Source organism: Streptomyces sp. NPDC057743, assembly GCF_042798755.1.
Taxonomy (GTDB): Bacteria; Actinomycetota; Actinomycetes; order Streptomycetales; family Streptomycetaceae; genus Streptomyces.
The window spans coordinates 38,347-60,301 of sequence record NZ_JBHVJX010000026.1 but is presented as its reverse complement, the minus strand read 5'-3'; the positions used below and the strand labels follow the sequence as shown (position 1 = coordinate 60,301).

Below are 21,955 nucleotides of genomic sequence, written 5' to 3'. Positions count from 1 at the left end.
CCCCAGGGGGCGCGGCGCGGGCCCGTACGGCCCCTCGACGACTCCCAGGAGAGCCGACCGATGTCCTCCGTCGACCCTGCCCCGCCGTCCTCCGCCGACCGCTCCCCCGACGACCCGGCGCCGGGCCTCTCCCGGCGCGCCTTCGGCGGGCTGGCCGGTGCCGGCGCCGCGGCCGCCGTGGGCGGGCTCAGTGCGCTCGCGGGCCCGCCCGCCGCCGCTGCCGCGCCGCCACGCACCGGCGAACGACCGTTCCGGGCCGCCCCCGGCCGGCGCTCGCGGCGCCCTAACTTCCTGTTCATCCTGGGCGACGACCTGGGGTGGGCGGACCTCTCCTGCTACGGGGCGGCCGGCATCCGCACGCCGCACCTGGACCGGCTGGCCCGGCAGGGCGTCCGCTTCACCCAGGGGTACGCGGGGTCCGCGACCTGCTCACCCACCCGTTTCTCGCTCTACACCGGCCGCTACCCAGGCCGCACGCAGGGCGGTCTGGCCGAGCCGATCGCGGACCGCGGCGTGGGCCTGGACCCCGGCCACCCCACGCTCGCCTCGCTGCTGCGGGACGCCGGCTACGCCACCGCGCTGATCGGCAAGTGGCACTGCGGCTACCTGCCGGACTACAGCCCCACCAGGTCGGGTTGGGACACCTTCTTCGGCAACTTCGGCGGCGCGCTGGAGTACTACTCGAAGCTGGGGCTCGCCGGGGAGTACGACCTCTACGAGGGCGACGCCACCTACCGGGACCTGCGCTACTACACCCGGATCCTCACCGAGCGGGCGGTGGACCACGTCACGGCGGCCGGACAGGGCGGCCGGCCCTGGCTGCTGAACCTCAACTACACGACGCCGCACTGGCCGTGGATCGCGGAGGGCGACACCGAGGGGAGCGCCGAGATCGTCCGCCGCATACGGGCGGGCGACCGGAAGGCGCTCTTCCACGAGGACGGCGGTTCGCTCGCGACGTACCGCGCGATGGTCGAGGACCTGGACCGCTCGATCGGTCGGGTGCTGGCCGCGCTCCGGCGCTCCGGCCAGGAGGAGGACACCCTGGTCTTCTTCGCCAGCGACAACGGCGGGGAGCGCTGGTCCTACAACTGGCCGCTGTCCGGGGAGAAGGCGTCGCTCCAGGAGGGCGGCATCCGGGTGCCGACGCTGGTGCGCTGGCCGGCCCGGATCGACGGCGGACAGGTCAGCCACCAGCCGGTGTTCACGCCCGACTGGACGGCCACCCTGCTGGAGCTCGGGGGCGCCCGCCCGGACCGCGCCCACCCCCTGGACGGGACGAGCCTGGCGGGCTACCTGCTGCGCGGGGAGCGCCTCGCCGAACGGGACCTGTTCTGGCGGGTGCGCGGCGAGCGGGCACTGCGCCGCGGCGACTGGAAGTACTACCGCGGCAAGGGCGGCCGGGACCAGCTCTTCCACGTCACCGCCGACCCCCGCGAACAGGCCGACCGAGCCGGGCACGAACGGGAGTTGCTGGCCCGGCTGCGGGCGTCCTGGGAGGCGGTGGACCGGACGCTGCTGCCGTATCCACCGCAGTGAGCCGCGGTGGCCCGCGGCGCCGGGCCGGGCCCGCCCGCTCAGCTCATCACGGGCAACAGGTCCGCCAGATCGGCCCGTTCGCCGCTGGCGGTGACCTGCGCCGCGTCCAGCGCCCCGGCCCAGTCGGCGCGGCCGGTGGCCAGCCGTATCCAGGTCAGCGGGTCGGTCTCGACGACGTTGGGCGGGGTGCCGCGGGTGTGTCGGGGGCCCTCGACGCACTGCACGACGGCGAACGGCGGCACCCGGACCTCGACCGAGCCGCCGGGCGCCTTGGCGGCCAGCCCGTCGGCCAACAGCCGGGTGGTGGCCGCCAGCGCCTGCCGGTCGAAGGGGATCTCCGTGCCGAGGGCGTCGGCCAGATCGTCGGTGTGGACGACGAGTTCGACGCAGCGGGTGACCAGATAGTCGCCGAGCCGCATCGCGCCGGGGCGGCACACGATGACCCGGTCGTCCGGCTCGCCGGGCACCACCTGGGCGAACTCCTCGGCGGTGCGCTCCAGCAGCTCCACCGGGTCGTGGTCGGCCGCGAGTGCGCGGACGTGCTCGTCGATGCCGGTGGCGTACTGCGCGGTCGCGGACGGCCAGGCCAGGAGGGTGACCTCCGGCTCGGGCGGGGCCGGCAGCCGCAGGGCGCGCACCACGCTGCCGACCGCCATGGACAGATGGGCCGCCAGCTCCCGTACCGTCCAGTCGCCGAGCCGGGTGGGCGCCGCGAGCTGCTCGGGGGTCAGGCCGGCCACCGCCCGCCGAACCTCGGCGTACTGGGCGGTGACGGCGGCCCGGGTCTTGGCCGGGTCGTACCGGCGGGGGCGCGGGGTGCGGGCGGCGGGAGACATACGGACAGCCTAGGGTCCGCCACTGACAACCGGACCGCTTCGCCCGGCCGCCGTCGCGGTGCCGCCCGCATCCCCAACGGGGGTGCCTCCCCTGCCCGTTCGAGGGCCGGCGGGGAGGCGGGAGCCGGTGGGCCGGTCAGCCGCTGCTGAGGCGGCGGCCCTGCCACGCGACGGCGCCGACGGTCAGCGACAGGCCCCAGGTCGCGCCGGCGAAGCGGGAGAGCGCGTCCACGTAGAGCGTGTCGTCGGCCCAGTAGAGCTGCATCGCGTAGGCGAGGACCGCGGCGCCCAGCAGGGCGAACGCCGCGGCGGCGGACCAGAGAAAACGGCGGTCGTTCTCGGACAAGTGGGCCTCCCCTAGGTGGGCCGGGCGTCGGAGCGCCCGGCGGCAATCAGCATCACCAGCAGCGGGACGACCCGCTCGACCGGTACCTCGTACCGACCTCGGGTGGTCGTGCGCAGCCAGCCGGCAGCGGTCAACTGCCGTAGGTGGTGGTAGATCTGGCCGGTCGTGCCGGTTCCGTCGAGCTCGGTGAGCTCGGCAGCGGTGCAGCGGCCGCTGAGCACCTCGCGCAGCAACCGCAGGCGCACCGGCTGGCCGAGCGCCGCGAACGCCTCGGCGGACGCCGCCCAGTCGCCGTCCATGACGGTGTCGGTGGGCAGCCCGTACTGCCACTCGTAGCGCAGTCCGGCCGGCGTCCGCACGGAGCCGGTGAACATCACGCCCCCGTTGACGGCGCCCAGGCCGGCGAGTTGCTCCTTGAGCCCGTTCAGGGCCCACAGCGCATCGCCCGGATCCCGCTTCGGCGTGGACGGTGGCGCGGCGGGCGCGGCGCCGGTCGCCCCGGCCGCCTCTTCCAACGCGGCCAGGCGGCGCTCCAACTCCGCCACCCGCTGTTCCAGATCCACTCCCCCAGATTACGTAGTTACGTAATTACGGGCAAGCCTCAAAGGTGCGGCCCCCGGTGACCGACACAGATCCCCCACACGCGAAACGGCCCGCCAGGCACTCCTGGCGGGCCGTTCCGGCGCGAAGGGTCAACGGGGCGCGCACACCGCCCCGTTGGGCGAAGCCCTAGCCGACGATCCCCGGGAGGGTCGCCTCGTGGGCCGACCGCAGCTCGTCCAGCGGGATGGCGAACTGCCCCTGGATCGCGAGCTCTTCGCCGTCCACCACGCCGATCCGGGTGGCCGGCAGCCCCCGCGCACCGCACATGTCGGTGAAGCGGAGCTCCTCGCTGCGCGGCACCGCGACGACCGCCCGGCCCGCCGACTCGGAGAAGAGGAAGACGAACGGGTCCAGGTCGTCCGGCACGACCAGCCGGGCGCCCTTGCCGCCGCGCAGGCACGACTCCACCAGCGCCTGGACCAGGCCGCCGTCGGAGAGGTCGTGCGCGGCGTCGACCATGCCGTCGCGGGACGCGGAGATCAGGATCTCCGCCAGCAGCCGCTCGCGCTCCAGGTCGACCCGCGGCGGCAGCCCGCCGAGGTGCTCGTGGACCACCTGCGACCAGGCCGAACCACCCAACTCCGGGCGGGTGTCGCCGAGCAGGTAGAGCAGCTGGCCCTCCTCCGCGAAGCCGACCGGGGTGCGGCGGGTGACGTCGTCGATGACGCCGAGCACCGCGACCACCGGGGTCGGGTGGATCGCCGTCTCGCCGGTCTGGTTGTAGAGCGAGACGTTGCCGCCGGTGACCGGGGTGCCCAGCACCTGGCAGGCGTCCGCGAGCCCGCGGGTGGCCTCGGCGAACTGCCACATCACCGCCGGGTCCTCGGGCGAGCCGAAGTTCAGGCAGTCGGAGACCGCGAGCGGCTTGGCGCCGGTGGCGGCGACGTTGCGGTACGCCTCGGCCAGCGCCAACTGCGCGCCCGCGTACGGGTCCAGCTTGGCGTAGCGGCCGTTGCCGTCGGTGGCCAGCGCGACGCCGAGGTTGGTCTCCTCGTCGATCCGGACCATGCCGGAGTCCTCGGGCTGCGCCAGCACCGTGTTGCCCTGCACAAAGCGGTCGTACTGGTCGGTGATCCACGCCTTGGACGCCTGGTTGGGCGAGCCGACCAGCTTCAGCACCTGGGCACGCAGCTCGTCGGCGTCCGCCGGGCGGGGCAACTTCCCCGCGTCGTCGGCCTGGAGGGCGTCCTGCCACTCCGGGCGGGCGTACGGGCGGTGGTAGGTCGGGCCCTCGTGGGCGACCGAGCGCGGCGGGACGTCGACGATCTGGTCGCCGTGCCAGAAGATCTCCAGCCGCTCGCCGTCCGTCACCTCACCGATGACGGTGGCGATGACGTCCCACTTCTCGCAGATCGCGAGGAAGCGCTCGACCTTGTCCGGCTCGACGATCGCGCACATCCGCTCCTGCGACTCGCTCATGAGGATCTCCTCGGGCGAGAGCGAGGAGTCGCGCAGCGGAACGGTGTCCAGCTCGACCCGCATGCCGCCGGAACCGGCGCTGGCCAACTCGCTGGTGGCGCAGGACAGTCCGGCGCCGCCGAGGTCCTGGATGCCGGCGACCAGCTGCTCCCGGAAGATCTCCAGGGTGCACTCGATGAGCAGCTTCTCCTGGAACGGGTCGCCGACCTGGACCGAGGGGCGCTTGGCCGGCTTGCCCTCGGAGTCGAAGGTCTCCGAGGCCAGCACCGAGACGCCGCCGATGCCGTCGCCGCCGGTGCGGGCGCCGTAGAGGATGACCTTGTTGCCGGCCCCGGACGCCTTCGCCAGGTGGATGTCCTCGTGCTTCATCACGCCGACGCAGAGCGCGTTGACCAGCGGGTTGCCCTGGTAGCAGGGGTCGAAGACGACCTCGCCGCCGATGTTGGGCAGGCCCAGGCAGTTGCCGTAGCCGCCGATGCCGGCGACGACGCCGGGGAGCACCCGCTTGGTGTCGGGGTGGTCGGCGGCGCCGAACCGCAGCGGGTCCATGACGGCGACCGGGCGGGCGCCCATCGCGAGGATGTCGCGGACGATGCCGCCGACGCCGGTGGCCGCGCCCTGGTAGGGCTCGATGTACGAGGGGTGGTTGTGCGACTCGACCTTGAAGGTGACCGCGTAGCCCTGGCCGACGTCCACGACACCGGCGTTCTCGCCGATGCCGACGAGCAGCGCGTCGTTCTCCGGGGCCTTCTCACCGAACTGCTTCAGGTGGACCTTGCTGCTCTTGTAGGAGCAGTGCTCGGACCACATCACCGAGTACATGGCCAGCTCGGCGCCGGTCGGCCGCCGGCCGAGGATCTCCCGGATCCGCGCGTACTCGTCTTCCTTCAGGCCGAGTTCGGCCCAGGGCTGGTCGGCGTCGGGGGTCGTCGCCGCGTGCTTGACGGTGTCCAGGCTCATGCGTTGACCAGCTTCTTCAGGATCGAGGTGAAGAACCCGAGGCCGTCGGTGCGGCCGGTGCCGATCAGCGGCTCGACGGCGTGCTCGGGGTGCGGCATCAGGCCGACGACATTGCCCGCCTCATTGGTGATGCCGGCGATGTCGCGGAGCGATCCGTTGGGGTTTCCGTACCCGTCGGCGGCCGGGCCGTCGGTGAGGTAACGGAAGGCCACCCGGCCCTCGGCCTCCAGCATGTCCAGCGTCCGCTCGTCGGCGACATAACGGCCGTCGATGTTCTTCAGCGGAATGCTGATCTCCTGGCCCCGGTCGTAGTCGGTGGTCCAGGCGGTACCGGCGTTCTCCACCCGCAGCTTCTGGTCGCGGCAGATGAAGTGCAGGTGGTTGTTGCGCAGCATCGCGCCGGGCAACAAATGCGTCTCGGTGAGGACCTGGAAACCGTTGCAGATGCCCAACACCGGCATACCGGCCCGGGCTTGTTCGATCACGGTCTCCATCACCGGCGAGAACCGGGAGATGGCCCCCGCCCGCAGGTAGTCCCCGTACGAGAAGCCGCCGGGCAGGACCACGGCGTCGACCTGGTGCAGGTCCTTGTCGCGGTGCCACAGCGGCACCGCCTCCGCCCCGGCCGCCCGGACCGCGCGCTGGGTGTCGCGGTCGTCGAGCGTGCCGGGGAAGGTGACGACTCCGACCCGAGCAGTCATGACTCGGCCCGCGCGGCTTCGTCGACCCGGACGGTGAAGTCCTCGATGACGGTGTTGGCGAGGAAGGTCTCGGCCATCTCATGGATACGGGCGAGGGCGGCCTCGTCGAGGGGGCCCTCCACCTCAAGTTCGAAACGCTTGCCCTGACGGACGTCGGCGATCCCCTCGAATCCCAGGCGTGGCAGTGCGCGCTGCACCGCCTGCCCCTGCGGGTCGAGGATCTCCGGCTTGAGCATGACGTCGACTACGACGCGTGCCACTGGCACTCCCGGTGGTGTGGTGCGTAAGGCGGTGTCCTCACAGTACCGTGTTCGAAAATCTACGCGCATAGATATGCAGCGTGCCCGATCCCGGGTCGGTAACCGTCAGCGTGCCCGCCAGGAAAAATCTGCGAAAAGAACGGGGGGCCGGATTGCGGCAGGACACGCTGACGAAATTAAATGGGCTTCACAATGCAATGCCCATCGCTGTACAAATGAAAAAGCATTGATCCCAATCAGCCGGATCTGGAGCATCACCCCACGTCAACAAGGGGTCGCTCCATGAAAGGACCGATATCCGTGGCGCAGCGCGTAGTAGTGACGCTCTCCGATGACATCGACGGAGGAGAAGCCGCAGAGACGGTCATCTTCGGTTTGGACGGGAAGTCGTACGAGATCGACCTCAATCCCACCAATGCGAAGAAACTGCGCGGCGCTCTCGCCCCGTTCGTAGAGGCCGGCCGCAAGCGGGCCAAGTCCGGCAAGACCTTCCACCGGACCGCGGTGACCGCCGACCCGGCGGCCGTCCGCGCCTGGGCCCGCTCCCACCAGATGGATGTCCCGCCCCGCGGCCGCATCCCGAAGAAGGTCTACGAAGCCTTCAACGCGGCCAACCACTAAGCGACTTGCCGACGTCCGCGGGTGCGCACACCGCCGACTTGCACAGCACCCCTACTGATCAGCTAGAGTCTGGAGCACGCCGAGGGGCGAGGCCGAAAGGCCGGGCCCCAAGGAGTCACGCGGGTGTAGCTCAGTAGTAGAGCGCCCCCTTTCCAAGGGGGAGGCGCAGTGTGCAATCCCTGTCACCCGCTCTGACAGTTCAACCGGTCCAAACGATCAGGTAGAGTAGCTGTCGCGCCACCGGTGAAAGCCGAGTGGATGCCTGCGGACGTAGCTCAGTTGGTAGAGCGCAACCTTGCCAAGGTTGAGGTCGCGAGTTCGAGCCTCGTCGTCCGCTCAGAAAAAAGGCCCCGGTCACTAAGACCGGGGCCTTTGTCGTATTCCCGGGCTCCTCACGTCACCGAGTCCTCAAGTTCCCGAGCCCCCGGGCGAAAAGGCGGGACGGTTCTCGGGGTCTTGGCCGGCGTGCACGGCAGGGCGGCCGAGCGCGGTGCCGCGCGACTTATCCGCCAGAAATCGCGGGACCGGGCGCACTGTGGCGGTGACCACAGTGCGGGGTGGGGCGCCGGGATGGCGGGCCAAAGCCGGACGGCGGGGCGGGTCGGGCCTAAGGGCGTGGCGGCGGGCGGGAGTTGGGGCGCTCGGGAGCGGGCGGGGGCCGCATCTGAGGTGCGGGCGGAATGCGTTCGCGGGGCGGCCGCGGGCGGAGGTGGCTCCGGGGCGTGCGTCGGGGGCCCGGAAGTTGGCTATAGTAGGGCTCGCACCGCGCAGCGGCGAACGGAAACGGGCGCCGAAGCACGGAGCATGCGGACGTAGCTCAGTTGGTAGAGCGCAACCTTGCCAAGGTTGAGGTCGCGAGTTCGAGCCTCGTCGTCCGCTCAGAGAAAAGGCCCCGGTCACTGAGACCGGGGCCTTTGTCGTGCGGGGGCGTCAGGCCCAGGAGTGGCCGGTCAGGCGCTCGTACGCCTCCAGGTACTTGGCGCGGGTGCGGTCGACGACCTCCTGCGGGAGGGCCGGCGGGGGCTGTTCGCCGGTGCGGTCCCAGGCCGCGGCGGGCGAGGTCAGCCAGTCGCGGACGAACTGCTTGTCGAAGGACGGCTGGGGGCGGCCCGGCTGCCACTGGTCGGCGGGCCAGAAGCGCGAGGAGTCGGGGGTGAGGACCTCGTCGGCCAGGGTGAGCCGGTCCTCGTGGAAGCCGAACTCGAACTTGGTGTCGGCGAGGATCAGGCCGCGCTCGCGGGCGATGTCGCGGGCCCGGCCGTAGACCGCGAGGGTCGCCTGGCGGAGCTGGGCGGCGGTCTCGGCGCCGACCTGGCGGGCGACCTCCTCGTAGGAGACGTTCTCGTCGTGGTCGCCGACGGCGGCCTTGGTGGCCGGGGTGAAGATCGGCGCGGGGAGCTCCGAGCCGTCGGTCAGGCCCTCGGGGAGCGCCAGCCCGCAGACCGTACGGGACTCCCGGTACTCGGCGAGGCCGGAGCCGGTGAGGTAGCCGCGGGCGACGCACTCCACCGGGACCATGGCCAGGGAGCGGCAGACCAGGGTGCGGCCGGCCCAGTCGGCGGGGGCGCCCTCGGGGACCTCGGTGGACAGGACGTGGTGCGGGACCAGGTCCGCGAACTGGTCGAACCACCAGAGCGAGAGCTTGGTCAACACCCGGCCCTTGTCCGGGATTTCGGTGGGGAGCACCCAGTCGTAGGCGGAGATGCGGTCGCTGGCGACCATGACCAGGTCGCCGGCGGCGTTCTGGTAGAGGTCGCGCACCTTGCCGGTGTGCAGGTGGGTGAGACCCGGGACCTGCACGGGCTCGGGCTTTTCTACGAATCCGGACACGCTGCCTCCGCGTAGGTTGATCCAGGAGTCCCGGTGATTCTCCCGCATGCGGGGCGGGGGGTCCGCCGCAGGGTCGCCGTCGGGGGGAACGGCGGCCCCGCGGCGGGTGGTCAAGCGGAGGACCGGGCTCCGGGGCGGGCGACGGCGGCGAGGGTGAGCAGTGCCAGGACGGCGACGGCGGTCAGGATCGTCGCCGTGGAGAACGCACCGCCGAGCAGGGTCACCGCGTACGGGGTGCAGAAGCCCAGGTAGCAGACGGCCCAGAAGCGGGCGGTGACGCGGGCCAGGTGGTGCGGGGGTGCCAGGGCGCCGACCTCGGTCAGGCCGTAGGCCACGCACAGGCCGTAGCCGGCGCCGATCAGCGCGGCGGCGAGCAGGGCCACCGCGGGCTGGGCGTGCGCCACGGCCAGGGCGCCGGTCAGCAGGCCGGCGGCGGTGACGAGCAGGCCGGCGGCGGCGGTGGCGAGGCGGTGCCGGGCGCTCAGCCGGCGGGCGAGCGGGGCGACGAGCAGGCCGGCCCCGGGGGTGACGGCGGTGACGATCCCGGCGTAGACGGTGCCCCAGCCGTGCAGGCCGGCGTCGACCTGCGCGGGCAGGACGGCGAAGGCGATCGCGGGGGCGGCGAACACCCAGGGGGCGACCGGGAGGACGAGGCGGCGGAAGGGGGTGCGGTAGGCGGGGGCGGTGCGCTCCTGGGCCGCCCCGTCCGGGGCCCGCGGCGGGACCGTCTCGGGGGCGCGGGCGGCGCTCAGCGCGGCGGCCGCGGACAGCACCAGGTGCGGGACGTAGGCCAGCACCATCGGGTGCGGGGCCCACTGGGCTATCAGGGAGGCGGCCAGGCCACCGGTGGCGAAGCCCGCGGAGAGGAAGAGGCCGGAGCGGCGGGCGGCGGCTCCGGGGGTGGGGGCGGTGCCGTGCGGCGGGGTGGAGAGCTCCTTGATCCAGACGCTGCCGGCGGTGAGCAGGGTGCCGGCGCCGACGCCGGTGAGGAAGCGGCCGGGCCACAGCAGGGCGGGCGCGACCGGGCCGCACATCAGCAGGCAGGTCGCCAGGGCCGAGACGGCGAGCGCGGTGAGGGCGACCCGGCGGCGGCCGTGCCGGTCGGCGAGCGGGCCGCCCAGCAGGAGGGCGGGGATCAGGCCGAGCACGTAGACGGCGAAGAGGGCGGTGGTGGTGGCGGCGGTCAGGCCGAGGTGGTCGCGGTAGGCGCCGAGGAGGGAGGAGTACTGGTTGGCGCTCCACCCGGAGGCCGTCATCAGCCAGCCGGCACGGAGCCAGTGGCGGGGGGCGGGGGCCGCGGTGGCGGCCGGGCCGACCGGGGCCGCCGGGGTGTGTGTCAGAGGCATAAGGGCTGTTGTACGGCGCGGACGGGCCGGTGCGCGGCCCCCGTTCAGGAAATGTGAACGGCCCGGTGTGAACGCGGCGGGCCCGGCTTATCGTGGCCGGTATGGATCTGCGCCGGCTGTCTTCGTTCCTGGCGGTGGTCGAGGAGCAGCACTTCGGCCGGGCCGCGGCGCGGCTGTTCCTGTCGCCGGCCGCGGTCACCCAGCACGTGCAGCAGCTGGAGCGGGAGTTCGGGACCCGGCTGTTGGAGCGCGGCCGGGGCCCGGTGGTCCCGACGGTCGCCGGGCAGCGGCTGGTCTCGCACGCCCGGACGCTGCTGGCCGCCGCGAACGCCGCGATGGAGGACGTGACCGAGGCCGTCCGGGACCGGCCGGCGGCGGGGCGCGGGCTGCGGGTCGGGGTGATGGGCCACGGGTCGGCGGAGGTGACGCCGGCCGCGGTGAACGCCTTCCGCCGCGCCCGGCCCGAAGTCCCGGTGTCGTTGGTGCAGTTGAACTTCACCGAGCACTGCTCCGCGCTGCGCGAGGACCGGGTGGACGTGGCGTTCGTCCGGCCGCTGGTGCAGGCCGAGGACATCGAGGTGGACGTGCTGACGACCGAGCAGCGGATCGTGGCGGTCTCCGCCCGGTCGCCGCTGGCGGACGCGGCGCGCGAGGGGGTGCGGATCGCGGACGTCCTGGACCTGCCGTTCCTGCGGCTGCCGGCGCGCACCCCGCGGCCGTTCGCCGACTACCTCTACTTCCAGGAGGGCGAACGGCGGGCGCCGGACTGCGCGTTGGACCCGCACGACGTGCTGACGAGCGTGGCAGCGGGGCGCGGTGCGGGGTCCGGGCTGAAGTCCTTCGCCCGGTACTACCCCTGGCCGGGGACGGTGTTCGTGCCGGTGCTGGACGCGCCGAGCGCACAGAGCGTACTGGCGACGCGGGCCGGGGACCCCCATCCGGAGGTGCGGATCTTCCGGGCGCTGACGGTGGCGCTGGCACGGGAGTTGGGGGAGTACGCGGCCCGTTAGCGCGGCGGTCGGGCGCTTTTAGTCGCGCTTGCAGATGCGGTCGAGGAGGTTGGCCGTGGCGCGCTGGACGCGCTGGTCGACGTGGCCGGGGCGGTCGAGCGCGGGTGACCAGGCGAAGGTGCCCGAGGAGAAGACCAGGGCGCCGCTGGGCGCGCGGTACAGGGAGGTCTCCTGGTGGCGGCGGACGCCCTCGCCGTCGCGGTACGGGGAGTGCGCGAGCAGGATGCGGCTGGTGTGCTCGGGGAGGCTGGTGCGCGGGAAGTAGCGGTCGGCCTCGCCGGCGACCAGGCCGGCGAGCTCGTCGCCCTCGTGGGCGCCGCTGGCCTCCCACAGCCAGTGGTCGGCGTTGCGGACGACCAGGGGGGCGGGCTCGGGGACCCGGCCGGCGTACTGGATCCCCATCAACCGCTGTTCCGGATTGCCCAGTTCGCGCCAGAGGGCGGGGCGGCCGGGGCCCTGGCGCTTGCGGCAGTTCAGCAGGGAGTCCGGGCCGGCTGGCGAGGGAGCGAGCTCCACCTGCCAGTACAGGGTGTTGGCGGAGAGGAAGACCAGGGAGGTGCCGGCGTCCCGGGCGGCCTCGACCGTGCGGCGCATCGGGACCGACCAGTACTCGTCGTGTCCGGGGAAGACCAGGCCGCGGTAGCGGGTGGGGTCGACGCGGCCGGCGTGCAGGTCGCGGGCGTCGGCGTAGGCGAGGTCGTAGCCGTAGCGCTCGGCCCAGCGGATGAAGTCGTAGGCGTGGCCGACGTGGAGGGGGAGGCCGGCGCCGGCGTAGGGGCGGTCGAAGGAGACGGTGGTGGCGGCGTCCCGCTCGCCGAGCAGGGCACCCTTCTCGTCCCAGGCGTGGTAGAGGCTGGCACCGGTGCGGCCGTCCTCGGGGTAGAGGTTGTACGCCTGCCAGGTGATGTCGGGGAGCATCAGCAACAGGTCGGCGGGCTCGGCGTCGCGGACGGTGAAGGGGACGTGCGAGCGGTAGCGGCCGTCGGCGGTGGTCAACACGGCGACGTAGGCGCCCAGTTGCCAGTACGTGGGGACCTGGAGGCGCCAGGAGAGCCACCAGTGGTGGCAGGAGACGGTGCGGTCGACCAGCAGCGGGGCCGGCTGGACGATGCCGGCGAGGCGGGGACTGGTGGTGATCTTGGCAGCGCCGGCGCCGGCGTAGTGGCCGATGCGGTAGACGTCGATGCTGAACGGCTGCGGCGGGTCGACCGAGACCCGGAAGTCGATGGCGTCGCCGGGGGCCACCGCGCCGGGGACGGCGAAGCCCTTGATCTGGCGGTGGACGTCGTCGGCGGTGCGGGGGCCGTTGTGTTTTCGCGGTGCGGGGACCCGTAGGTCGCCGTGGGCGACGGCCGGATCGACGTACCAGGGGATGATGCGGCCCGAGTCGAAGTAGGTCTCGCTGCCGCGGAGCCAGGGCAGCGGGCCCTGTCCGAACGGGTCCGTGACCGCGTGGGCGAGGGCACCCGACTCCCAGCGCCTGATCTGTTCCGTCGCCACCTTGCACTCCCCTCCCGCGTCTCCCATGGCCGCGGCCCACCGGGCCTACCCACCCCCCAGCACATCACATTACGCACTCACTTCGTCACCCTTCGTCGTGAATTTAGGTGCCCTTGCCCCGAAGCGCGAACTGGAAGGGAACATGCAGCCGTGCGCGGGCGCCGCGCACCGACTCAACCCAGCCGGACCGGCTTCTCCGGGCGGACGCCGACGCGGTGCAACCAGCCGCGGAGCGGCTCGGCGTCGCCCTCGTCGACCAGGCTGAGGACCGGGCGGCCCAGGTCGGCCCGGCGGGCGCCGTCCACCAGGAGGGCCGGGCCGTCAAGCCAGTCCAGGCCGGGGGCGGCGCCGGCGGTGTCCACGGCGGCGCAGCAGACCATGGCCGTGACGTGATCGGCGAGCAACTCGCGGCCGGTGCGCGGCGGTTGGAGGGGGAAGAGCGGGAGGGTGCCGTCGGTCGGGCCGTCGCTCCAGGAGGCGCCGGCGCCGGCGGGTGGGGCGCCGTGGGCGGCCTGGCGGGCGGCCTTCTCGCGCTCCTCGCGGGCGACCTCGGCGCCCAGCCGGGCGGCGAGCAGATCGCCGGCGCGGGTGTCGCGGGCCAGGCGGTCGATGACCCGGGCCAGGGTCGGGCCGGTGGACGGCGCGGGGGCGGCGCCGGCCCGCTCGGGGCCGAGGGCGTGCGACAGGCCCGCGGGGTGGTGCGCGGCGGTCGTATGGGCGCGGGCCCCGGCGTAGGTGAGGTGCGGGGCCGGAGCGGGCCGGGGGGCGGGGGTGGCGTCGGGGGCGTCCGCGGGGACGGCGGGGCGGTCCGGCGTATGGGACGGCTCCGGTGTCGCGCGGTCGAACTCCGGGCCGGCGGCCGGGAGTTCGTCGAGGACCCGGTGCAGGCGGGCGGCCTCCAGGCGCCACTTGCGGTCCACGATCTCCTGCGGGTACTGCTGCCAGGCGACCGGCGACCAGTCCGGGCCGGTCTCGGCCGGGCCGCCGTGGAAGAGCCGGGCGGCCAGCAGGGAGGCGGCCCGGTCGATGGTGCCGGGCTCCTCCAGGAGGTCGCAGGCGGGCCGCTCGCCGAGCCGGGAGGCGAAGCCCTCGGCCAGGCGGTCGCGGCGGGAGAGCTCGGTGAGCGCGGAGACCACGCCGGCGTCCAGACGGGAGGGCCAACGCCCCATGCGCCAGGCGGGCAGCGCGACCCGGGTCAGCAGCCGGTCCCACCCCGCGTACGCCAGGCCGACCTGTTCCTGGGCGACCAGCCGCAGACCGTAGTCGACGCTCTGGGCGCGCTCGGAGGCGGCGGCCGCGACCCCGCGCTCCATGAGCGTGGCGTGCTCGTGGGCGGCGCGCAGCAGCAGCCGGGCCACCCGGCCGACGAAGCGGAACGGGAGGGCACCCAGCGGGCCGCGGGCCCGGGCGGCGACCGCGACGGCCGCGTCCAGGCCGCGGATGAAGCGGCGGGCGGCGGCTATGTCCGGATGCGCCGACGGGCCGGTGCCGGCGACGACGGGAGCCAGCAGGGCGCGCAGTTCGGCCACCCGCATCCACCACAGGAACGGCGAGCCGATCACCAGGACCGGGGCCTCGGGCTCCCGGCGGCCGCCCCGCCGGGCCGGACGCGGCGGGCCGTGCGCGCGGTGGGTGCGGTCCTCCAGCCAGCTGTCGCAGTCCGGGGTGAGGGCTATCGACGAGGGGGCGGGGACGTCGAGGCGGTCGGCGAGGTCGCGGACCAGGCGGTAGAGGTCGGGGGCGGCCTCCTCGGCGATCGGCACGGAGGGGCTGAGCGCGGGCCGGGCGCGGGCGACGACGGCGGAGACGAGGGTCGTCAGCAGCAGGCTCAGCGCCGTGAGGCCGCCGGCGGTCCAGCGGGCGACGGCCCAGCCGCCCTCGGTGCCGAGCCGGCCGGTGGCGCCGCCGACGAGGAGCACCACGGCAACGGCGGCCGGCAGCAGGGCGAGGGCCAGCGCCGCACCGCGGACGCGGAGCACCGCGAGGGCGCGGGCACGCGCCACCAGGACGCCTGTTTCCGGACTTGCCACGAGCCTGTACACCCCCAGCGGTCCTTCAGTGGAGCGGGACGGACGACGGTCGTGCGATGCGCGGGCGAGCGAGCGACCCACTCCCCCACTGTGGCACCGGCCACTGACATCGCAATGCCGGTGAGCCAGTTGCCGGACGCCGTCGGGGCAACGCCCGGTGCACGCACCGTTCCCCGCTCTCGCGCGTCCACACGAGCAAGGGAGGCCCCGATGACCGGAGCGGCCGACCCCGCACCACCCGTTGTCGGCACGACGACCACAGGAGGCTTGCGCGGCACCCTAGTTGGGGCTGCGGAGTTCGTCAGCCAGATACCCGCCCGGTCACTCGATGGAATGGCTTTGGGTAAAGCCGCGGGCCCGAGAACGGCATTTCTGGGCCACTTCCCGGCGGGCGGCGGGGCCCCGCAACAGAACGAGGCATATGTCAGGGAAATGACATATGCCTCGGTCGTCGTGAAGGCGGGGAAGTGGTCGCCGGCCGCGGGGCGTTACTCCCCCGCAGCCGCCTTCGCGGCGATGTCGGTGCGGTGGTGCGAGCCGTCCAACGAGATCTTGTCGACGGCGCGGTAGGCGCGCTCCCGGGCGGTGGCCAGGTCGGCGCCGGTGGCCGTGACGGACAGCACCCGGCCGCCGGCGCTGAGCACCGCTCCGGACGCGTCGCGCGCGGTGCCGGCGTGCAACACGTAGGCGTCGGGGGCGTCCTGCTCGGCGACCTCGGCCAGGCCCTCGATCGGGTCGCCGGTGCGCGGGGTGCCCGGGTAGTTGTGGGACGCGATGACGACGGTGACGGCGGCGCCGTCGCTCCAGCGCAGCGGCGGGAGGGCGGCCAGCGCGCCGGTGGCGGCGGCGTGCAGCAGGCCGGCCAACGGGGTCTTCAGGCGGGCCAGCACGACCTGGGTCTCCGGGTCGCCGAACCGCGCGTTGAACTCGATCACGCGGACCCCGCGGGAGGTGATCGCCAGGCCGGCGTAGAGCAGCCCGGAGAACGGGGTGCCGCGGCGCCGCAGTTCGTCGACGGTGGGCTGGAGGACGGTCCGCAGCACCTCGTCGACGAGCGTGGGGTCGGCCCACGGCAGCGGGCTGTAGGCGCCCATGCCACCGGTGTTGGGGCCCTGGTCGTCGTCGTGGGCGCGCTTGAAGTCCTGGGCCGGCTGGAGCGGGACGACGGTCTCGCCGTCGGTCACCGCGAAGAGCGAGACCTCGGGGCCGTCGAGGAACTCCTCGATGACGACGCGGTCGCAGGCGCCTGCGTGCGCGCGGGCGGCCTCGACGTCGTCGGTGACCACGACGCCCTTGCCGGCCGCCAGCCCGTCGTCCTTGACGACGTAGGGGGCACCGAAGGCGTCCAGCGCGGCGTCGATCTCCTCGGGGGTGGTGCAGACGTAGCTGCGGGCGGTGGGCACGCCCGCAGCGGCCATCACGTCCTTGGCGAACGCCTTGGAGCCCTCCAGCTGGGCGGCCTGCGCCGAGGGGCCGAAGACCGGGATGCCGCGCGCCCGGACCGCGTCCGCGACGCCGGCCACCAGCGGGGCCTCGGGGCCGACGATGACGAGGTCGGCCCCCAGGTCGGCGGCGAGGTCGGCCACCGCCCGGCCGTCCAGGGCGTCGACCCCGTGCAGTTCGGCGACCCCGGCGATGCCGGCGTTGCCGGGGGCGCAGTGCAGCGCACTGACGTCGGGGTCGAGGGACAGAGAGCGGCACAGGGCGTGTTCGCGGGCGCCGCCGCCGATGACGAGGACCTTCACGGTGTGCAGCCTAGACGAATGCACCAACCGGCCGGCCGTCGGGCATACCCCGATCGCACAAGGGCGGGCCCCGACCGGAAACCACCGGCGCCACCGGTGTCCGCCGGCACGGCGCGAACTCTTTCGGGTGAGATCAGCGGGCGTCCTATACCGGATCCCGCACCACTTCCGGGCGGAAAACGGGTGATCTTGGGACAGAGCCCAACCGTTCGGCGGTAGGAAGGGAGGCGGTGCGCGGCCCTCCTGTAGGCCGTGCGCGCACCGCACGGATCCGCGTACGAGGGAGCGCACGGGTGAGTCAGCCGGAGATGCAGCCCGAGGGGCCCCCTCGGGGCGAGGGCGGGCCCGACCGGGGCCGCGGGCGGTCCCCGGACCGCGACCGGAACGAGGGCCGGCCGCCGCGCCGCCCCGCCGGGCTGCGCGGCCGCGGCGACCTCGTGGGGCGGGCGTTCCCGCACGGCGACTGGGGCGAGCCGGACAACCGGCTGGACGCGCTGTACCTCTGGAGCGAGGAGGGCGCGCTGCGCACCGCCGACTGGTACCTGCGCGACCGGCTGGCCAAGCGCCGGGGGGCGCGGGTGCTGCGGGTGGGGGCCGCGGCCGGGGTGACCGCGGGCGGGACGCTGCCGCTGCTCGACCTCGCCGGGGTCTGGGAGCACGGGGCGCCGTGGGGGGCGCTGACGCTGCTGCTGGCGGCGGTGTGCGTGGGCTGCGACCGGTACTTCGGGGTGACCGCGGGCTGGATGCGGGACCTGGCCACCGCGCAGGCGATCCACCGGCGGGTGGAGGCGCTCCAGTTCGACTGGGCGGCCGAGAGCGTGCGGGAGGTGCTCGGCCCCGCGGAGGGCACCGCGAGCGAGGCGGCGGAGCGCTGCCTGAGCGTGCTGCGGCGGTTCAACGAGGACATCGGGGAGTTGGTGCGCGCGGAGACGACGGACTGGATGGTGGAGTTCCGGTCCGGCCCGGTGCCGCAGGCCACGCACGCGGTGCTGCCGTGGGCGACGCCGCGACAGGACGGCCACGGGCACCCGGGGCGCTACTCGTTGCCGCCCGGTACGCGGCCGAACATGCCGCGGCAGCGGCCGCCGGAGGCCCCGCGCTGAACGCGGACCGGCGGGGAGCCCCGCGGGGCCTTCGGCGGCTCTCCCCGCCGGTCCGGCCCGCTCAGCTGAAGACGATCATGGAGCCCTGGCCGAGGCTGCGGGTGGCGGCCGCGTGCAACCCGAGCCAGACGTGCCGTTCCCGGGCGAACGGGCCGTCGTCCAGGGGGACCGCGGTGGCCCGCTCCTCCAGGGAGGTGGGGCCGGCCGGCGGCGCGGGCGCGGCCGGCGGGTTGGCCGGATCGATACCCAGGGCCGGGGCGACCAGTTCGAGGTCCCGCAGCAGGCCGTGGGAGGAGCCCAACGGGCCGCCGCCGGCGAGGAGTTCCTCGGTGGCCAGCGGGTGCGGGAAGTCCACCGGGACGTACGCGCCCGCGTGGTCGTAGTGCCAGACCAGGTGGGACTGTTGCGCGGTGGTCTCGAACATCTCCAGCAACTGCTCGTAGTCGCCGCCGAGTTCGTCGACCGGGCTCACCTCCAGGCCGCACAGCCGCAACAGGTAGGCGCGGCGCAGGAAGTGCAGCGCGTCGTAGTCGAAGCCGGCGACCGGCGCCACGTCACCGGAGAGGCCCGGCATGTAGCTGAAGACCGGGATCTCGGGCAGGCCCGCGCCCACCAGGGCGTCGTTGTAGGCGGCGATCTCTTCGGAGAAGGGGTTGTCGGGGCTGTGGCACAGCACATCGACGAGGGGTACCAGCCACAGGTCACATGCCACGGGTGGGGGCTCGCTTCCGGTCGGGGACGAGGGGCACCGGCGCTCGTAGAGCCACGGGTACGGCCCATTACGGCCGATGGTCGGGACAGCGTAGTGCTACCCGGGCGTTCCGACGAGAGCGAGGGAGTGCGCGTTGTAGTCGGCGATCAACCGCTGGGCGGCGGGCAGGTCGTGTCGCAGCAGGGCGTCGGCCAACTCGCCGTGGCCGTGCCACAGCAGGCCCTTGAGGTGCGGCTCGCGGCGCAGCAGCGGCACCGCGAACATCCAGGTCTGGACGCGGATCCGGTCCAGGAAGTCGCTGATGTAGGGGTTCTTGACGATGCCGCTCAACTCGCGCCAGAACCGCAGGTCGTAGCCGATGAGGACGTCCAGGTCACCGGCCCGGGCGGCGCGTTCGGCCTCCTCGGCGCGGCGGCGGATGGAGATCAGCACCTCCTCCGGGGCGGTGCGCAGCGCCCGTTCGGCGTTGCTGCGGAAGATGCCCTCGATGAGGAGGGTGCGGGCCTCGACCATGGCGCGGAAGTCGTCGGCGGTGAAGGCGTGCACCTTGAAGCCGCGGTGCTGCTCGACGTCGAGCAGCCCCTGGGCGCACAGGTCGAGCAGCGCCTCGCGCACCGGCGTCGCGGAGACGCCGTACTGGTCGGCGATCTCCTTGACGGTGAAGGGGTGGCCGGACGACAGCCGGCCCGCCAGGATCTCGTCGCGCAGCGCGTCGGCGATCTGCTCGCGCAGCGTGCTGCGCCGTATCACTGAGCTGTCCGGGCCCGGGGCCATGCGGTGCGTCTCCTTCGACGTCCATGACCGCAGGTCCAAGCGGCCGTCGCCCACGATAGGCGAGGCGGTGGGAGGGGTTTCCGCGCGGCCGGTGACCCTCGTCACGAGGGGCGGGGGCCACCGGCGCGCGTTCCGGGGCGGGACGGCGGTCAGGCCGTGTGCGCGTCCGCGGTCGTCAGGGCCTCGTCGAGGGCTGCCAGGCCCTCCTTGGCCTCGGCCTCGGTGAGGGTGCACGGCGGGACGACGTGGGTGCGGTTCATGTTCACGAACGGCCACAGGCCGCCGCGCTTGCAGGCCGCGGCGAACGCGGCCATCGGGGCGTTGTCGGCACCGGCCGCGTTGTACGGCACCAGCGGCTCGCGGGTCTCCTTGTTCCGCACCAGGTCGAGCGCCCAGAAGACGCCCATGCCGCGGACCTCGCCGACCGAGGGGTGCCGCTCGGCCATCTCGCGCAGCGCCGGGCCGATGACCTTCTCGCCGATCTCCGCGGCGTTCTCCACGATCCGCTCCTCGGCCATCGCGTTGATCGTGGCGACGGCGGAGGCGCAGGCCAGCGGGTGGCCGGAGTAGGTCAGTCCGCCGGGGTAGGGGCGCGTCTCGAAGGTGGCGGCGATCTCGGCGTTGATCGCCACGCCGCCGAGCGGGACGTAGCCGGAGTTGACGCCCTTGGCGAAGGTCAGCAGGTCGGGGGTGACGCCGAAGTGGTCGGCGGCGAACCAGCGGCCGGTGCGGCCGAAGCCGGCCATCACCTCGTCGAGGATGAAGACGATGCCGTGGCGGTCGCAGATCTCGCGGACGCCGGCGAGGTAGCCGGGCGGCGGGACCATGATGCCGGCGGTGCCGGGCACGGTCTCCAGGATGATCGCGGCGATCGAGGCGGGGCCCTCGAAGGCGAGGGTCTGTTCCAGGTGGGCCAGGGCGCGCTCGCACTCCTGCGCCTCGTTCTCGGCGTGGAACGGCGAGCGGTACAGGAACGGGCCCCAGAAGTGGACGACGCCGGCCGAGGCGGTGTCGGAGGGCCAACGGCGCGGGTCGCCGGTGAGGTTGATCGCGGCGGCGGTGGCGCCGTGGTACGAGCGGTAGGTGGAGAGCACCTTGGGGCGGCCGGTGTGCAGCCGGGCCATCCGGACGGCGTTCTCCACCGCCTCGGCGCCGCCGTTGGTGAAGAAGATCTTGTCCAGGTCGCCGGGGGTGCGCTCGGCGACCAGCCGGGCGGCCTCGGAGCGGACGTCCACCGCGAAGCCGGGGGCGAGGGTGCACAGCTTGCCGGCCTGCTCCTGGATCGCCGCGACGACCTTGGGGTGCTGGTGGCCGATGTTGGTGTTGACGAGCTGGGAGGAGAAGTCGAGGTAGCGGTTGCCGTCGTAGTCCCAGAAGTACGCGCCCTCGGCGCCGGCGACCGGAAGCGGATCGATCAGGCCCTGGGCGGACCAGGAGTGGAAGACGTGCGCGCGGTCGGCCGCCTTCACTGCGGCGCCGGAGGGGGGTACCGCCCGTGCCGTTGAGGCTACGGGGGAGGGATCGGGATGCGGCGTGGTCACGGTCAGTACCTCGGATCGGGTCGCTCGGATCCGCCGCCGGACAGAGCGGCGATGGGCCCCAGCCTAGAGATCACCGTTTGTCCGCCGATACCGACACTGTGTATGGCGCTCACCACCAGCGCGGACAGAATGTCTACGGTCCTGGAGGAAACTCCAGGGTTGCCCGGGGGTGGGCTGCTTGCCCCCGGGCACCGTCAGGAGCCGCGGCGTTCGGGGCGGGCCGCCCCGCGCACCGGCTCAGGCCGCCACGGCGGTGGGGAACGCGGTCCGCACCGGGCCACGCCAGTGGTTGGCGTAGAGGTGCGGGCGGAGCGCCGACAGTCCGCCGCAGTACTTGGTGAAGTCGGCGGCCGGGACGCCGTACCCGGCCAGCAGCCGGTCGGCCTCGGTGAGCCGGCCGCAGGTCTTGGTCTCGACGACGACCAGGCCGCCGTCGGCCCGTACGGTGCGGCCGGTCTCCAGGTCGCGGCAGACGAGGGCGGCGTCGCAGGTGACCCGTTGGCCGTCGGCGACGAAGGTGGCCCGCTGGTAGTCGGTCTCGATGGAGCGGCCCAGTTCGGTGGGGGCCTGGATGCCGTAGGAGCGGTCGAGCACGGTGGCGAGGAAGTCGCGCGGGGCCGCGCCGAGCGCCGCATCGCCGGGCATCAGCGGCTGCCGGTGCTTGACCGTACGGCCGTGCTCCTCCTTGAGCTTGACCTCGAACTGCCGCTCCCCGGTGTCCGCGTAGAGCCGCTCGCGGATCTTGAAGCGGAGCACGTTGCGCTGCCGGTGGTCGTGGAAGGAGCGCAGGTCGGGGGTGTCGTAGTAGACGGACTGGTAGCGGAACCAGCGGCGGCCGTTGATGCACAGCGCCGCGAACGGGCCGCCGGGGCGGGCGCGGTCGGTGAGTTCGGCCGCGAAGGCGGCGAAGACCTCGACCGGGACGAGGTAGGTGGTGCTGTAGCGGGCGAGGAGTTCGGCGCGGGCCTGGACCTCGGCCAGGGGGACGGGGCGGGCGGCCATGGTGGCGCGCGCGATGGCTCGTACGGCGGGTATCACACGGTCTCCTTGGGATTCGGGGACGGGGGATCGTGCGGGTC

19 protein-coding genes and 3 tRNA genes are annotated in these 21,955 nt (G+C 73.7%); 7 read left to right on the top strand and 15 right to left on the bottom strand.

The features are described 5' to 3' along the window. Nucleotides 1-60: 60 nt before the first annotated feature. Complete coding sequence (locus ACFVFQ_RS27020; RefSeq protein WP_383420563.1) at nt 61-1,539, top strand: sulfatase; 1,479 nt, start codon at nt 61-63, stop codon at nt 1,537-1,539. A 38-nt stretch (nt 1,540-1,577) separates the two neighbouring features. Here the strand turns inward: ACFVFQ_RS27020 and ACFVFQ_RS27015 are convergent, their stop codons facing one another. From ACFVFQ_RS27015 to purS, 6 genes are all read right to left on the bottom strand, one after another. Then, the gene (locus ACFVFQ_RS27015; protein ID WP_383420561.1) at nt 1,578-2,375 is read right to left on the bottom strand and encodes a sterol carrier family protein; all 798 of its coding nucleotides are present in this window, start codon (nt 2,373-2,375) and stop codon (nt 1,578-1,580) included. 136 nt (nt 2,376-2,511) lie between these two features. After that, entirely contained in the window at nt 2,512-2,721 is a 210-nt protein-coding gene (locus ACFVFQ_RS27010) for a hypothetical protein (protein ID WP_383420559.1), read from the bottom strand. A gap of 11 nt (nt 2,722-2,732) precedes the next feature. Continuing rightward, the gene (locus ACFVFQ_RS27005; protein ID WP_383420622.1) at nt 2,733-3,266 is read right to left on the bottom strand and encodes an ArsR/SmtB family transcription factor; all 534 of its coding nucleotides are present in this window, start codon (nt 3,264-3,266) and stop codon (nt 2,733-2,735) included. Nucleotides 3,267-3,450: 184 nt separating this feature from the next. Next, complete coding sequence (purL, locus tag ACFVFQ_RS27000) at nt 3,451-5,703, bottom strand: phosphoribosylformylglycinamidine synthase subunit PurL (RefSeq protein ID WP_383420558.1); 2,253 nt, start codon at nt 5,701-5,703, stop codon at nt 3,451-3,453. Then, entirely contained in the window at nt 5,700-6,404 is a 705-nt protein-coding gene (gene purQ / locus ACFVFQ_RS26995; protein ID WP_383420556.1) for a phosphoribosylformylglycinamidine synthase subunit PurQ, read from the bottom strand. Before purQ ends, purL begins: the two co-directional genes overlap by 4 nt. Continuing rightward, entirely contained in the window at nt 6,401-6,664 is a 264-nt protein-coding gene (gene purS, locus ACFVFQ_RS26990) for a phosphoribosylformylglycinamidine synthase subunit PurS (RefSeq protein ID WP_274914885.1), read from the bottom strand. Before purS ends, purQ begins: the two co-directional genes overlap by 4 nt. A 300-nt stretch (nt 6,665-6,964) precedes the next feature. Between purS and ACFVFQ_RS26985 the strand changes: the two genes are divergently transcribed. The 4 genes from ACFVFQ_RS26985 to ACFVFQ_RS26970 all read left to right on the top strand — a co-directional run bounded on the left by ACFVFQ_RS26985 (nt 6,965) and on the right by ACFVFQ_RS26970 (nt 8,164). Then, nucleotides 6,965-7,285, top strand: coding sequence for an Lsr2 family protein (locus ACFVFQ_RS26985; protein WP_274919159.1), 321 nt, complete (start codon nt 6,965-6,967; stop codon nt 7,283-7,285). Between the two features lie 119 nt (nt 7,286-7,404). Then, nucleotides 7,405-7,476, top strand: a tRNA-Gly gene (locus ACFVFQ_RS26980). A 73-nt stretch (nt 7,477-7,549) separates the two neighbouring features. Then, nucleotides 7,550-7,622: transfer RNA gene (locus ACFVFQ_RS26975), tRNA-Gly, on the top strand. A gap of 469 nt (nt 7,623-8,091) precedes the next feature. Next, a tRNA-Gly gene (locus ACFVFQ_RS26970) sits at nt 8,092-8,164 on the top strand. 51 nt (nt 8,165-8,215) lie between these two features. On the opposite strand, the gene ACFVFQ_RS26965 is transcribed toward ACFVFQ_RS26970, so the two are convergent. After that, entirely contained in the window at nt 8,216-9,115 is a 900-nt protein-coding gene (locus tag ACFVFQ_RS26965; RefSeq protein ID WP_383420553.1) for a phosphoribosylaminoimidazolesuccinocarboxamide synthase, read from the bottom strand. A gap of 110 nt (nt 9,116-9,225) precedes the next feature. Further along, nucleotides 9,226-10,461 (bottom strand): MFS transporter, encoded by a 1,236-nt coding sequence (locus ACFVFQ_RS26960; RefSeq protein WP_383420551.1) that lies wholly within the window; start codon nt 10,459-10,461, stop codon nt 9,226-9,228. A 101-nt stretch (nt 10,462-10,562) separates the two neighbouring features. Here ACFVFQ_RS26960 and ACFVFQ_RS26955 point away from each other — a divergent pair, with 101 nt between their 5' ends. Further along, nucleotides 10,563-11,471, top strand: coding sequence for a LysR substrate-binding domain-containing protein (locus ACFVFQ_RS26955; RefSeq protein ID WP_383420549.1), 909 nt, complete (start codon nt 10,563-10,565; stop codon nt 11,469-11,471). An 18-nt stretch (nt 11,472-11,489) separates the two neighbouring features. Here the strand turns inward: ACFVFQ_RS26955 and ACFVFQ_RS26950 are convergent, their stop codons facing one another. From ACFVFQ_RS26950 to purD, 3 genes are all read right to left on the bottom strand, one after another. After that, nucleotides 11,490-12,971, bottom strand: coding sequence for a N,N-dimethylformamidase beta subunit family domain-containing protein (locus ACFVFQ_RS26950; protein ID WP_383420547.1), 1,482 nt, complete (start codon nt 12,969-12,971; stop codon nt 11,490-11,492). Between the two features lie 173 nt (nt 12,972-13,144). After that, complete coding sequence (locus ACFVFQ_RS26945) at nt 13,145-15,001, bottom strand: hypothetical protein (RefSeq protein WP_383420545.1); 1,857 nt, start codon at nt 14,999-15,001, stop codon at nt 13,145-13,147. Between the two features lie 488 nt (nt 15,002-15,489). Next, nucleotides 15,490-16,746 carry a phosphoribosylamine--glycine ligase gene (purD, locus tag ACFVFQ_RS26940; RefSeq protein WP_383420543.1) on the bottom strand — a complete coding sequence of 419 codons (1,257 nt, stop codon included), beginning with the start codon at nt 16,744-16,746 and terminating at the stop codon, nt 15,490-15,492. 293 nt (nt 16,747-17,039) lie between these two features. Here purD and ACFVFQ_RS26935 point away from each other — a divergent pair, with 293 nt between their 5' ends. After that, on the top strand, nt 17,040-17,849 hold the full coding sequence (locus ACFVFQ_RS26935) for an SLATT domain-containing protein (protein WP_383420541.1): 810 nt from the start codon (nt 17,040-17,042) through the stop codon (nt 17,847-17,849). 61 nt (nt 17,850-17,910) lie between these two features. Here the strand turns inward: ACFVFQ_RS26935 and ACFVFQ_RS26930 are convergent, their stop codons facing one another. The 4 genes from ACFVFQ_RS26930 to ACFVFQ_RS26915 form a co-directional block, all read right to left on the bottom strand. Beyond that, on the bottom strand, nt 17,911-18,561 hold the full coding sequence (locus ACFVFQ_RS26930) for a hypothetical protein (protein WP_221905519.1): 651 nt from the start codon (nt 18,559-18,561) through the stop codon (nt 17,911-17,913). A gap of 96 nt (nt 18,562-18,657) precedes the next feature. Continuing rightward, nucleotides 18,658-19,335, bottom strand: coding sequence for a GntR family transcriptional regulator (locus ACFVFQ_RS26925; protein WP_383420539.1), 678 nt, complete (start codon nt 19,333-19,335; stop codon nt 18,658-18,660). A 149-nt stretch (nt 19,336-19,484) separates the two neighbouring features. Beyond that, a complete protein-coding gene (locus ACFVFQ_RS26920; protein ID WP_383420537.1) occupies nt 19,485-20,876 on the bottom strand; it encodes an aspartate aminotransferase family protein in 1,392 nt (463 codons plus the stop codon). Between the two features lie 237 nt (nt 20,877-21,113). Continuing rightward, on the bottom strand, nt 21,114-21,914 hold the full coding sequence (locus tag ACFVFQ_RS26915) for a polyphosphate polymerase domain-containing protein (protein WP_383420535.1): 801 nt from the start codon (nt 21,912-21,914) through the stop codon (nt 21,114-21,116). Nucleotides 21,915-21,955 lie beyond the last annotated feature (41 nt).